This window comes from Bradyrhizobium sp. Mp27, from assembly GCF_029953005.1.
Classification (GTDB): domain Bacteria; phylum Pseudomonadota; class Alphaproteobacteria; order Rhizobiales; family Xanthobacteraceae; genus Bradyrhizobium; species Bradyrhizobium barranii.
This window is the reverse complement of record NZ_JASAUS010000038.1, coordinates 37,890-50,076: the sequence shown is the minus strand read 5'-3', so window position 1 is coordinate 50,076 and position 12,187 is coordinate 37,890. Positions and strand designations below refer to the sequence as shown.

Below are 12,187 nucleotides of genomic sequence, written 5' to 3'. Positions count from 1 at the left end.
TCGGCCGCACGCATCATGACCACGCTGCATTTCGCCGAAGGCCTGCGCGAGCTCGTGGGCGGCGTTGACGTTGTGCTCAGCGACATCTGGGGCGTGGTTCACAACGGCCTGGAATCCTTCCCCGAGGCCTGCGAGGCGCTGCATACCTATCGCAGCCGCGGCGGTACGGTGATCCTGATCACCAATGCCCCGCGCCCGGCCGACTCCGTCCAACGGCAATTGCGCAAGCTCGGCGTCGCGGACGAGACCTATGACGCGATCGTCTCGTCGGGCGACCTGACGCGGCTCTATGTCGCCGAGCATCCCGGCCGCAAGATGTTCTGGCTCGGACCCGAGCGCGACAACTCGATCTATCGCGGCCTCGATGCGACGACCGCGCCGCTGGAGGAGGCCGACTACATCGTCTGCACCGGCCTCTATGACGACGAGACCGAAACGGCAGAAGACTATCGCGGCATGATGCTGAAGGCGCGCGAGCGCAAGCTGACGCTGGTCTGCGCCAATCCTGATATCGTGGTGGAGCGCGGCGATCGGCTGATCTATTGCGCCGGCGCGATCGCGGAACTCTATCGCGAACTCGGCGGCGAGGTGATCTTCTACGGCAAGCCGCATCGCCCGATCTACGAGCGCGCGATGATGCTCGCGGGCGAGCGCCAGGGCCACATGATCGACCGGAAAAAGGTGCTGGCAATCGGCGATTCCGTCCGCACCGACCTCACCGGCGCGCGCGAATTCGGCATCGACTGCCTGTTCGTCACCCGCGGCATCCATGCCGAGGAGTTCGAGGGCCTCGACCAGCTCGACCCGAAATCGGTGATGGAGTTGTTCGGCCACCCGCCGAAGGCGCTGATGCGCGAATTGAAGTGGTGACGGCTGCGGCTTGAACCGACGCCGACTTAGACGAATTGCTAAGCCCCAGCCGGCGTCATGGCCGGGCATAGCCGGCGAAGGACGGCGTCGCTTCCGCGCACCTACGCCCAGGCCATCCACGCCTTTTGGCACCCGCAAACGCGGATGCCCGGGACAAGCCCGGGGCATGACGTTCCAAATGGAAGATAATTGTCCGGCGAAGAGCGCGCTTACGCGCTCGCCATATCCGGGAAGACCGCTTCGATCTTGGTCTTCAGCGTCGCCGCGTTGAACGGCTTGACGATGTAGTTGTTCACACCGGCCTTCTTGGCCGCGATCACGTTCTCGGTCTTCGATTCCGCAGTGATCATGATGAAGGGCGTGGTGGCGAGGTTCGGATCCGCGCGCACTTCGCGCAGCAGGTCGTAACCCGTCATCGGCTCCATGTTCCAATCGGAAATCACGAGCCCGTACTTCTTGCCACGCATCTTGTTCAGCGCCGCCGAACCGTCGCTTGCATCATCGATATTCTCGAAGCCAAGCTGCTTCAGGAGATTCCTGATGATACGGATCATGGTGCTGTAGTCATCAACCACCAGAACCGACATCGACAAATCAACCGCCATCTCGACTCCCCCAACGCAAACCCAGGAAATATTACGATCGGACCCACCGGGGCCGGAGCCCCGCTGTTCCACATTTCAAGGACTAGCACCAAGGCGTTAAACAGCGCGTTAACTGGGGGCGCCTCCGAAGGACTGAAATGATGTTCATGCGGTCGCCTCCCCTGCCGCTTGACTTCGTCCGGCCGGTCAAGCCACGGTCCGGACCGGTCCTGCCGCTTCGAGAATTCCCCTGATGGTCCCGCATTTTACCGTTATCCGCGACACAACGCCGGATTCCGCGATTTTGAGGGGCGCCGTGGTCGCCATGGGCAATTTCGACGGCGTTCATCTCGGCCATCGCGCAGTGATCGCAGCCGCCCTGGAAATGGGCCGGGCGCATGGCCGTCCTGCGCTGGCATTGACCTTCGAGCCGCATCCGCGCCGGTTTTTCAGCCCGAACACCCCGCAATTCCGCCTGACGGACGAGCCGGCCAAGTTGCGGCTTTTGGCCGGCACCGGGCTCGCCGGCGCCGTGGTCATGACCTTCGACAAGGCCAGGGCCGGGACCAGCGCGCAAGACTTCATTCACCATGACCTGATCGGGCGCCTCGGCGTCAGCGGCATCGCGGTCGGCTACGACTTCCATTTCGGCAAGGGTCGCGTCGGCTCGCCGAGTCTCCTTGTCAACGAGGCGCCCCGGCTCGGCATCGAGGTCGACGTGCAGGCCCATGTCGACATCGACGAGCGGCCGGTCTCTTCCAGCGCCATCCGGATCGCGCTCGCCGAGGGCCTGATCGACGAGGCCACCACCATGCTGGGCGCCCCCTGGTTCATCACCGGCGAGGTGATCCACGGCGAGAAGCGTGGCCGCGACCTCGGCTATCCCACCGCCAACATCCGCCTCGATGCCAATTGCGGCCTCAAGCACGGCATCTATGCGGTGCGGGTCGGCCGCGGCGCCGAGCGGCTGGACGGGGTGGCAAGCTTCGGCCGCCGTCCGACCTTTGATAATGGCGCGCCGCTGCTTGAAATCTTCCTGTTCGACTTCAAGGGCGACCTCTACGGACAAACGCTCGACTGCGCCTTCGTCGGATTCATCCGCGAGGAGCTGAAATTTGACAGCCTGGAGGCCCTGATCCGCCAGATGGACGACGATTCCGCCCGCGCCCGCGCCATGCTGGCCGCCGCCCCGGACGCGTTTCCGCGGCTTGGCACCATCGATTGAGGCCCAAATCCGGCCCGCCGAACCTTTTGCGCTTCTACCTTTTGCGCTTCCCTTGGCCCCCTGCTATGGAGAGCCCATGTTTGCGCGGTGCATCATAGGGATTAGCGGCCCGGCTTCCGCCTGAGCCTAAAGGCTCGGCGCAAGACCGGGATTTCGTCGTTTCACCCCGCGATTCCAGTCGCTATCCGTTTCCGCGCCCTTCCGAGCCAGTCAGCCCCATGTCCGAAAAGCCGCAAAAGTACGACGCCAAAGACTATTCCAAGACCCTTTATTTGCCGCAGACGGATTTCCCGATGCGCGCCGGCCTGCCGCAGCGCGAGCCGGAACTGCTGAAGTATTGGAACGACATCGGCCTCTACGACAAGCTGCGCCGGGAAGCTCAGGGCCGCGCCAAATTCGTGCTGCATGACGGCCCGCCCTACGCCAACGGCAACATCCATATCGGGCACGCGCTGAACAAGATCCTCAAGGACGTCGTGACCAAGAGCCAGCAGATGCTCGGCTTCGACTCCAATTACGTGCCGGGCTGGGACTGCCACGGCCTGCCGATCGAATGGAAGATCGAGGAGGAGAACTACCGCAAGAAGGGCAAGCAGAAGCCCGATTTCCGCGACTCCGCCGCGATGGTGGCGTTCCGCAAGGAATGCCGCGCCTATGCGACGCACTGGATCAACGTGCAACGCGAGGAGTTCAAGCGGCTCGGCATCATCGGCGACTGGGATCATCCCTATCAGACGATGAGCTATCCGGCCGAAGCCCAGATCGCCCGCGAGCTGATGAAATTCGCGACCAACGGCACGCTGTATCGCGGCTCCAAGCCGGTGATGTGGAGCGTGGTCGAGAAGACCGCGCTTGCGGAAGCCGAGGTCGAGTACGAGGACTACACCTCCGACATGGTGTGGGTGAAGTTTCCCGTCACGTCACCGGCGCATGGCGCACTCGCCAGTGCCTCCGTCGTGATCTGGACCACCACGCCTTGGACGCTGCCCGGCAACCGCGCGATCTCGTTCTCGCCGAAGATCGCCTACGGCCTCTATAAGGTGACGGATGCGCCCGCCGACAACTGGGCCAAGACCGGCGATCTCCTGATCCTGGCCGATGCGCTCGCCGCAGAGGTGTTCAAGCAGGCGCGCGTCACGTCTTACGAGAAGGTGCGCGACATTCCCGGCGACACGCTGGATGCTGTCGAATGCGCCCATCCCCTGCGCGGGTTCGGTGGCGGTTACGAGTTCATCGTGCCGCTGCTCGCCGGCGAGCATGTCACCGACGATACCGGCACCGGCTTCGTGCACACCGCGCCGAGCCACGGCCGCGAGGACTTCGACGTCTGGACGGCCAACACCCGCGAGCTCGATGCGCGCGGCATCCCGACCGCGATCCCCTACACCGTCGACGAGAACGGCGCCTACACCGCGCAGGCCCCCGGCTTCATCGGCAAGCGCGTGCTTAACGACAAGGGCGAGAAGGGCGATGCCAACGAGGCCGTGATCAAGGCTCTGATCGAAGGCGGCAAGCTGCTCGCGCGCGGCCGCCTCAAGCATCAATATCCGCACTCCTGGCGCTCGAAGAAGCCGGTGATCTTCCGCAACACGCCGCAATGGTTCATCGCGATGGACAAGGACATCAGCGATGACGGCCATGCGAAGAAGGGCGACACGCTGCGCGCCCGCGCGCTGCACGCGATCTCGGTCACGCAATGGGTGCCGCCGTCGGGCGAGAACCGCATCAACGGCATGATCGCCAATCGTCCGGACTGGGTGATCTCGCGCCAGCGCGCCTGGGGCGTGCCGATCGCCGTGTTCGTGCGCGAGAAGAGCGACGGCTCGGCCGAGATCCTGCAGGACGAGATCGTCAACCAGCGTATCGCCGAAGCCTTCATGGAGGAAGGCGCCGACGCCTGGTACATGGACGGCGCCCGCGAACGCTTCCTCGGGTCCCGCGCGAGCGAGGACTGGAAGAAGGTCGACGACATCTGCGACGTCTGGTTCGATTCGGGCTCCACGCACGCCTTCGTGCTCGAGGATCGCCAGAACTTCCCGCAGCTCGGCAACATCGTCCGCAAGATCGACGGCGGCAACGACACCGTGATGTATCTCGAAGGCAGCGACCAGCATCGCGGCTGGTTTCATTCCTCGCTGCTGGAAAGCGCAGGCACGCGGGGCCGCGCGCCCTACGACATCGTGCTCACCCACGGCTTCACGCTCGACGAGAACGGGCGCAAGATGTCGAAGTCGCTCGGCAACACCGTCGAGCCGCAGAAGGTGATCAAGGATTCGGGCGCGGACATCCTGCGCCTGTGGGTCTGCGCCACCGACTATGCCGACGACCAGCGCATCGGCCCGGAGATCCTGAAGAACACCATCGAGACCTATCGCAAACTGCGCAACTCGATCCGCTGGATGCTCGGTACGCTGCATCACTTCAAGGCGAGCGAGAAGGTCGCCTATGCCGAGATGCCCGAGCTCGAGCGGCTGATGCTGCACGAATTGGCCGGCCATGCCGAAACCGTTCGCAAGGCCTATGCCGCCTTCGACTACAAGACCGTGGTCGCGAGCCTCGCGGCCTTCATGAACTCCGAGCTGTCGGCGTTCTACTTCGATATCCGCAAGGACACGCTCTATTGCGACCCGCCGTCCTCGCCGGCGCGCAAGGCCGCGCTCACCACGATCGACCTGTTGTGCGATGCCCTCCTGAAATGGCTCGCGCCGATCCTGAGCTTCACGACCGATGAAGCCTGGCGCATGTTCCGGCCGAACGCGGAGCCTTCCGTCCATCTGACCCTGTTTCCCGAAGGCATCGAGACGCTCCGCGACGACAAGCTCGCCGCGAAGTGGGAGACGATCCGCAACGTCCGCCGCGTCGTCACCGGCGCGCTGGAGCTCGAACGTGCCGCCAAGAACATCGGCTCGTCGCTCGAGGCCTCCCCGGTGATCTATGTCGCCGACCGCGACATGCTGGCGACGCTGTTCGACACCGATCTCGCCGAGGTCTGCATCACCTCGAACTACGAGGTGCGTGAGGGCGAGGCGCCGGCGGGTGCGTTCCGTCTCGATGCCGTGCCCGGCGTCGCGGTCGTCGTCGAGAGAGCGGTCGGCACCAAATGCGCCCGCTCCTGGAAGATCTCGCCCATGGTCGGTGAAGATCCTGAATACCCCGACGTCACCCCGCGCGACGCCCAGGCGCTGCGCGAATGGAAGGCGCTGGGGGTGGGGGTCTGATCCCGGCCATGACCCCGCTTCGCGCCGGCATCCTCGCGGCCATCGTCACGCTCGTGGCCGACCAGGCCTCGAAGCTGTGGCTGCTGAACGGGTTCGACCTCGCCCGTAAGGGCGTGGTGAAGGTGATGCCGTTCTTCGACCTGGTGCTGGCCTGGAACATCGGCATCAGCTTCGGCTGGCTCCAGAACGACAGCCAGTCGGCGCAGATCGCGCTGATGGCGGTCAAGGTCGTCGCAGTGGTCGCCCTGGCGATCTGGATGGCCCGCTCGCACACCCTGCTCGCGACGGTCGCACTCGGGCTGATCATCGGCGGTGCGATCGGCAACGGCATCGACCGCTTCGCCTATGGCGCGGTGGTCGATTTCGCCCTGTTCCACATCGAGATCGCCGGAAATACCTATAATTGGTATGTGTTTAACCTCGCGGACGTGGCCATCGTTGTCGGGGTGGCGGCGCTATTGTATGATTCCTTCCTGGGGGTACCCGCCGCAAAAGCGCCCTGATCCCGGCCGATACGGACCGGCAGGTGGAACCCTGCTTTTTGCGAGGATTGGCCGCGTGTGAGCGGCAAAGTGCAGCAATCTGCCACAATATGGAACAGGTACAGTGATGCGCAGCTCCGAGACCAGCGGTTTGATGGTTCGAGACCCCAAAGCGGGGTTCTGGCGGGCGTTGAAATTGTCCGCTGTCGCGCTCGGCATCGGCCTCGTCATGACGGCAGGCCCGGTCCGTGCCGGTGACGACGACGATGATGATGACGGGATGACCTTCGAAGAGAAGATCATCGACAATCTGATGTCCGGCATCGGCGCCAAGAGCATGGAAAAGCCCGGCATCGAATACCGCGAGCGCTCGCCGCTCGTCGTGCCGCCCAAGCTCGACCTGCCGCCTCCGGCAACCCAGGCCAAGAATGCACCGAACTGGCCCAAGGACCCCGAGGAGAAGCGCCGCAAGGAAGCCATCGCCGCGCGCAAGAAGGCTACCAAGGAAACGGAGAACTGGCAGGCCGCCCGGCCGTTGACGCCCGCCGAGATGAAGGCCGGCGAGGTCGCCGCAGCCCCCCGGACGAGCAATGACCCGATCCAGCCGGGCACCAACGGCAACCCGTCGCTCAGCCCCTCCGAGCTCGGTTTCACCGGCAGCCTGTGGAACATGATGAAGGGCGGCAAAGGCGAGACCAAGCAATTCACCAGCGAGCCGCCGCGCCAGTCGCTGGTCGAGCCGCCGCCGGGCTATCAAACGCCTTCGCCGAGCTATGCCTATGGCGCGGGAGAGGACAAGTCGCGCCGGACCTATTTCGACATGATGTCGGGCAAGGAAAAGGAATAATAGCGCTCCTGCCCCACCGCGACATCCTGACAGGCGCATCCTGGCACCGGCGGCTTATGTACGCCGGACGCGGTCTGCAAATTGCCAATCAGTAACTTGCCACCGCGTTGAGTTCTCTGCTTCGTGACGCGAAGCCTCAGCCGCACGGTGTAGCATGCCGTGCCTCCGAGCCGGACATCCGGGCTCGGCCTTTTCATAAGGATTATGATGTCCTCTTACCGATCGGCCGCCTGCCTCCTTGCCGCGCTGCTTTCGACGAGTGTCCTCTCAACCGGCGCCGCCCTCGCCCAGACCACGGTGACATCGGCCCCGCCCGCCAGCTTCACGCTCGCCAACGGCATGCAGGTCGTGGTGATCCCGGACCACCGCACGCCCGTGGTCACGGAGATGATCTGGTACAAGGTCGGCTCGGCCGACGAGACCCCAGGCAAGTCCGGGCTCGCCCACTTCCTCGAACATCTGATGTTCAAGGGCACCTCGAAGCATCCGGTCGGCGAATTCTCGCAGACCGTGCTCCGCGTCGGCGGCAACGAGAATGCCTCGACCTCGGTCGACTACACCAACTACTACCAGCGCGTGCCGAAGGAGCAGCTGCCGACCATGATGGAGTTCGAGGCCGACCGCATGACCGGCCTGATCCTCAAGGACGAGAACGTGCTGCCCGAGCGCGACGTCGTGCTCGAAGAGTACAACATGCGGGTCGCCAACAATCCGGACGCGCGGCTCAACGAGCAGATCATGGCCGCGCTCTATCTCAACCATCCCTACGGCCGGCCGGTGATCGGCTGGCACCAGGAGATCGAGAAGCTCGACCGCGAGGATGCGCTCGCCTTCTACCGCCGCTTCTACGCGCCGAACAACGCGATCCTCGTGATCGCCGGCGACGTGGAAGCCGCCGACATCCGCCCGCTGGTCGAGCGGAATTTCGGCTCCATTCCGGCCCAGCCCGCGATCCCGGAGCGCCGCATCCGTCCGCAGGAGCCGGAGCCGGCGGCGCCGCGCACGGTCACGCTGGCCGACCCGCGCGTCGAGCAACCGAGCCTGCGCCGCTATTATCTCGTACCGTCGGCGACGACCGCCGCCGCAGGTGAAAGCGCCGCCCTCGACGTGCTGGCGCAGCTGATGGGCAGCGGCAGCAATTCCTATCTCTACCGCGCGCTCGTGGTCGACAAGCCGCTCGCGGTCTCCGCCAGCGCCAGCTATTCAAGCATCTCGCTCGATCCGACCCAGTTCGCAATCTCGGCCTCGCCGAAACCGGGCGTCAGCTTTGCCGATGTCGAGCAAGTGGTCGACGGCGTCATCGCCGACATCGCACAGAACCCGATCCGCGCCGAGGACCTCGAGCGGGTCAAGACCCAGCTCATTGCGGAAGCGATCTACGCCCAGGACAACCAGGCGGTGCTGGCGCGCTGGTATGGCGGCGCGCTGACCACGGGCCTCTCGATCGAGGACATCAGGAGCTGGCCCGACCGCATTCGCGCGGTCACCGCCGAGCAGGTTCGCACCGTCGCGCAGAAATGGCTCGAGAAGAAGCGCTCGGTGACGGGTTATCTGATCAAGGACACCAGTGCCGCCAAGCGCGAGGAGAAGCGTTCGTGACCTATCCCTTCCTTCGACGCGTTGCATTCTCGCTTGCCACCGGCGCCGCACTCGCGCTGGCTACGGTCTCGCCGTCACAGGCGGCCGCAAAGATCCAGCACCTGACTTCGCCGGGCGGCATCGAAGCCTGGTTCGTACAGGATGCGACCGTGCCGCTGATCGCCATGGAATATTCCTTTGCCGGCGGCTCGGCGCAGGATCCCAAGGACAAATCCGGCGTCGCCAATCTGGTCGGCGACCTCCTCGACGAGGGCTCCGGCGATCTCGACTCCAAGACCTTCCATGAGCGGCTCGACCGCCGCGCCATCGAGCTCTCCTTCAGCGCCACCCGCGATACGTTCCGCGGCAGCCTGCGGATGCTGCGCGACAACAAGGACGAGGCCTTCGACCTGCTCAGGAGCGCGCTGACCTCGCCGCATTTCGACACCGCCGACGTCGAGCGCATCCGCTCACAGGTGATCTCGGGCCTGCGCCGCGAGACCACCAATCCGTCGTCGCTGGCGAGCCGCAAATTCCTGGAGGTCGCGTTCGGCGACCATCCCTATGGCCGGCAGACCAATGGCACGCTGGACAGCGTGCCGACCATCACGGTCGCCGACATGAAGGATTATGTCGGCCGCGTGATTGCGAAGGACGGGCTGAAGATCGCGGTGGTCGGCGACGTCGATCCGGCCACGCTCGGCAAGCTGCTCGACCACACTTTTGGTAGCCTGCCCGCAAAAGCCAATCTCACGCCGGTCGCCGACGTCGAGGCGGCAAAACCGCCGCAGCGCGCCTTCGTGCCGCTCGACGTGCCGCAGACCGTGATCACCTTCGGCGGCCCCGGCGTGAAGCGCAGCGATCCGAACTTCATGGCCGCCTATGTCGTCAACCACATCCTGGGCGGCGGCGGCTTGTCCTCCCGGCTCTATCGCGAGGTGCGCGAGAAGCGCGGGCTGGCTTATTCCGTGTTCGAATCGCTGCTCTGGATGGAGCATTCGGCGGTCTTCATCGGCAACACCGGCACCCGCGCCGACCGCGCCGGCGACACCATCGACGCCATCGACAAGGAAGTGCGCCGCATCGCCGAGGAGGGCCCGACGCAGAAGGAGCTCGACGAGGCCAAGTCCTACCTCAAGGGCTCGCAGATGCTGGCGCTGGATACTTCCTCGAAGCTCGCGCAGGCGCTGCTGCAATACCAGCAGGACAAGCTGCCGATCGACTATATCGAGAAGCGCAACGCCATCGTCGATGCGGTGACACTGGACGACGCCAAGGCGGCCGCCAAGCGCCTCTGGGGCCAGGGCCTCCTGACCGTCGTCGTTGGCCGCGCCCCACAGGCGGCCGCGCAACCGGCCGCGGCACCGGCGACGAAGTCGAACTGACGTCCCCTGACGTTTCCTGAAATGGCCGGGCTCGCCCGGCCATTTGCGTTTCCAGGATGCGCCATTGCCGAACGTGGACGTCCGCGATATGTCGGGACATCACGAATGGTGCCATCATGCTGCGGATATCCCGCGATCTCGTCATCGACGAGGACGACATCGAGATCGGCTTCGTCCGCGCCTCCGGCCCGGGCGGGCAGAACGTCAACAAGGTCTCGACCTCGGCCCAGCTGCGCTTCGACACGCGCAAGCTGACCTTGCCGGAGGATGCGGTGATCCGGCTCGCCCGCATCGCCGGCCAGCGCATGACCAAGGACGGCGTGATCGTGATCCACGCCCAGCGCTTCCGCACCCAGGAGCGCAACCGTCAGGACGCCATCGACCGGCTCACCGAGATCCTGACCGAGGCGATGATACGGCCGAAGCCACGGCGCGCCACGCGGCCGACCCTTGGCTCCAAGCAGCGCCGGCTCGACGGCAAGAAGCGCCGCAGCGACATCAAGGCAGGGCGGGGCGGCGGCCGCTTCGACGACTAGCAAAGCAGACCCGGTCAAAAAAACTCCGGCCGCAGGGCGACCGGAGTCTGCTTGCTTCACCCGGCGGGACTAGTAGCGCTTGGCCGGGGCTGCACCGCCCGTCGCGGAATCGTCGGCGGTTCCCTTATGCGCAGCGCTACCGGTGGTGCCGACCGTGCCCCTGGTGCCTTTGGTCGACTTCATGCCCGTCTTCTCGCCCGCCGCGCCCGGCTGAGCATTCATCTCCTCATCCCCGCTGCCCATCGTGCTGCCTTGCATCGGTTTGCCTTGCACGGCGCCGCCTGTCTTGGCGGGTGGCGCGCCTTGCGCGAGAACCGGCGTCGCAATGAGAGCCGACAGAGCGCATGCGATCATCGAGGTCTTCACCAACTTCATCCATTTCTCCTGGATTTTTCCGCGACGAATGGCTCGGCTGCATCCTGCGCCGCTCACCTGCACCGGGTCATTGCATCGCGTAGAGAGTTCAAGCGGCGCGGTCGTCATGCAATGCGCATGGTGTGGTGATCGTTTAGGGATTTGACGGCGGTTTCGCGGAATTGTGCTCCGCATATAAGGCATTGCGGAACACACGCGGCCACCAGTGTCTCCGCGCGCACCGAAACAGCCCGCTACTACCACCGCATCTTTGACGCCGCCTAGAGTTTGCGCACGTTGATGTGGATGGGCGGATTCTTGGCGATGCGCGCAGTCGTGCTGGGATTGTGCACCGCGATGGTGCTGGTGACGCGGGTTGCCGATGCGCAAATGCCCTTGCCGGCCGCCAAGCCGCCGGATGGCGCGACGCTATTCAAGCAGCAATGCGCGGTGTGCCACACGACGAGCCTGTCAGAGCCGGTGCGGCAAGGCCCGCCGCTGGTGAAGGTCGTCGGCCGTCCCGCCGGCAAGACCGAAGGTTTTAAATACTCGGAGGCGCTTTCGAAAGCGGACTTTGCCTGGGACGAGACCAGGCTCGACGCCTGGCTGAGCAATCCGCAAGCCGCCATTCCCGGCGCGACCATGGTCTACCGGCAGGCGAAGCCCGAGACGCGCGCCGCCATCATCACCTACCTGAAGGAGCTGAACTGAATGGCAAAGCCCGTTCATTCCATGATCCGCGTGCTCGACGAGGCCCGCTCGCTCGACTTCTACAAGCGCGCCTTCGGCCTGGAGGTCGCCGACCATCTGAAATTTCCGGACTTTGCCCTGATCTATCTGCGTCATCCCTCCTCACCTTTCGAGGTCGAGCTGACGGTGAATTTCGATCGCAAGGAGCCGTACCAGCTCGGCGACGGCTACGGACATATCGCCGTGGTGGTCGAGGATCTCGATACTGAACATGCCCGCTTCGAGCGCGAGAAGCTCGCACCGGGACCGCTGCGCGACTTCAAGCACGACGGCAAGACGCTGGCGCGCTTCTTCTTCGTTAGCGACCCCGATGGCTACAAGATCGAGGTGATCCAGCGAGGGGGTCGTTTCGGCTGAT

The 12,187-nt window shown here is 64.7% G+C and carries 12 protein-coding genes; 10 read left to right on the top strand and 2 right to left on the bottom strand.

The window, feature by feature from the left end; translation table 11 throughout:
- Positions 1-15 precede the first annotated feature (15 nt).
- Entirely contained in the window at positions 16-870 is an 855-nt protein-coding gene (locus QJT78_RS20580; protein ID WP_028152831.1) for a TIGR01459 family HAD-type hydrolase, read from the top strand.
- Between the two features lie 209 nt (positions 871-1,079).
- Here the strand turns inward: QJT78_RS20580 and QJT78_RS20575 are convergent, their stop codons facing one another.
- Positions 1,080-1,475 carry a response regulator gene (locus QJT78_RS20575; RefSeq protein ID WP_007596883.1) on the bottom strand — a complete coding sequence of 132 codons (396 nt, stop codon included), beginning with the start codon at positions 1,473-1,475 and terminating at the stop codon, positions 1,080-1,082.
- A 232-nt stretch (positions 1,476-1,707) separates the two neighbouring features.
- On the opposite strand from QJT78_RS20575, the gene QJT78_RS20570 reads away from it, so the two are divergent.
- The 7 genes from QJT78_RS20570 (at position 1,708) to arfB (ending at position 10,725) form a co-directional block, all read left to right on the top strand.
- Complete coding sequence (locus tag QJT78_RS20570) at positions 1,708-2,679, top strand: bifunctional riboflavin kinase/FAD synthetase (protein WP_028152832.1); 972 nt, start codon at positions 1,708-1,710, stop codon at positions 2,677-2,679.
- A 218-nt stretch (positions 2,680-2,897) separates the two neighbouring features.
- Positions 2,898-5,897 (top strand): isoleucine--tRNA ligase, encoded by a 3,000-nt coding sequence (gene ileS, locus QJT78_RS20565; RefSeq protein WP_028152833.1) that lies wholly within the window; start codon positions 2,898-2,900, stop codon positions 5,895-5,897.
- Positions 5,898-5,905: 8 nt separating this feature from the next.
- Positions 5,906-6,400: a signal peptidase II gene (gene lspA, locus QJT78_RS20560; protein ID WP_028152834.1), complete on the top strand. Its 495-nt coding sequence runs from the start codon at positions 5,906-5,908 to the stop codon at positions 6,398-6,400.
- 106 nt (positions 6,401-6,506) lie between these two features.
- Positions 6,507-7,226, top strand: coding sequence for a hypothetical protein (locus QJT78_RS20555; protein WP_038944680.1), 720 nt, complete (start codon positions 6,507-6,509; stop codon positions 7,224-7,226).
- Positions 7,227-7,433: 207 nt separating this feature from the next.
- Positions 7,434-8,825, top strand: a complete 1,392-nt coding sequence (locus QJT78_RS20550; protein ID WP_049807905.1) for a pitrilysin family protein — start codon at positions 7,434-7,436, stop codon at positions 8,823-8,825.
- Positions 8,822-10,189: a pitrilysin family protein gene (locus tag QJT78_RS20545; RefSeq protein WP_038953199.1), complete on the top strand. Its 1,368-nt coding sequence runs from the start codon at positions 8,822-8,824 to the stop codon at positions 10,187-10,189. The genes QJT78_RS20550 and QJT78_RS20545 overlap by 4 nt, the downstream gene beginning before the upstream one ends.
- A 116-nt stretch (positions 10,190-10,305) precedes the next feature.
- A complete protein-coding gene (arfB, locus tag QJT78_RS20540) occupies positions 10,306-10,725 on the top strand; it encodes an alternative ribosome rescue aminoacyl-tRNA hydrolase ArfB (RefSeq protein ID WP_014491958.1) in 420 nt (139 codons plus the stop codon).
- Positions 10,726-10,794: 69 nt separating this feature from the next.
- Here the strand turns inward: arfB and QJT78_RS20535 are convergent, their stop codons facing one another.
- Positions 10,795-11,100, bottom strand: coding sequence for a hypothetical protein (locus QJT78_RS20535; protein ID WP_028153214.1), 306 nt, complete (start codon positions 11,098-11,100; stop codon positions 10,795-10,797).
- Between the two features lie 303 nt (positions 11,101-11,403).
- Here QJT78_RS20535 and QJT78_RS20530 point away from each other — a divergent pair, with 303 nt between their 5' ends.
- Positions 11,404-11,790 carry a c-type cytochrome gene (locus QJT78_RS20530; protein WP_028153213.1) on the top strand — a complete coding sequence of 129 codons (387 nt, stop codon included), beginning with the start codon at positions 11,404-11,406 and terminating at the stop codon, positions 11,788-11,790.
- Positions 11,791-12,186 (top strand): VOC family protein, encoded by a 396-nt coding sequence (locus tag QJT78_RS20525; protein WP_028153212.1) that lies wholly within the window; start codon positions 11,791-11,793, stop codon positions 12,184-12,186. It begins immediately after the preceding gene.
- Position 12,187: the final 1 nt, after the last annotated feature.

What these genes read in the sequence shown, in the direction of transcription:
- QJT78_RS20580 (WP_028152831.1), top strand. Translation starts at nt 16, where the DNA reads ATGACCACGCTGCATTTCGCCGAAGGCCTGCGCGAGCTCGTGGGCGGC.
- QJT78_RS20575 (WP_007596883.1), bottom strand. Translation starts at nt 1,475, where the DNA reads ATGGCGGTTGATTTGTCGATGTCGGTTCTGGTGGTTGATGACTACAGC.
- QJT78_RS20570 (WP_028152832.1), top strand. Translation starts at nt 1,708, where the DNA reads ATGGTCCCGCATTTTACCGTTATCCGCGACACAACGCCGGATTCCGCG.
- ileS (WP_028152833.1), top strand. Translation starts at nt 2,898, where the DNA reads ATGTCCGAAAAGCCGCAAAAGTACGACGCCAAAGACTATTCCAAGACC.
- lspA (WP_028152834.1), top strand. Translation starts at nt 5,906, where the DNA reads ATGACCCCGCTTCGCGCCGGCATCCTCGCGGCCATCGTCACGCTCGTG.
- QJT78_RS20555 (WP_038944680.1), top strand. Translation starts at nt 6,507, where the DNA reads ATGCGCAGCTCCGAGACCAGCGGTTTGATGGTTCGAGACCCCAAAGCG.
- QJT78_RS20550 (WP_049807905.1), top strand. Translation starts at nt 7,434, where the DNA reads ATGTCCTCTTACCGATCGGCCGCCTGCCTCCTTGCCGCGCTGCTTTCG.
- arfB (WP_014491958.1), top strand. Translation starts at nt 10,306, where the DNA reads ATGCTGCGGATATCCCGCGATCTCGTCATCGACGAGGACGACATCGAG.
- QJT78_RS20535 (WP_028153214.1), bottom strand. Translation starts at nt 11,100, where the DNA reads ATGAAGTTGGTGAAGACCTCGATGATCGCATGCGCTCTGTCGGCTCTC.
- QJT78_RS20530 (WP_028153213.1), top strand. Translation starts at nt 11,404, where the DNA reads ATGCGCGCAGTCGTGCTGGGATTGTGCACCGCGATGGTGCTGGTGACG.
- QJT78_RS20525 (WP_028153212.1), top strand. Translation starts at nt 11,791, where the DNA reads ATGGCAAAGCCCGTTCATTCCATGATCCGCGTGCTCGACGAGGCCCGC.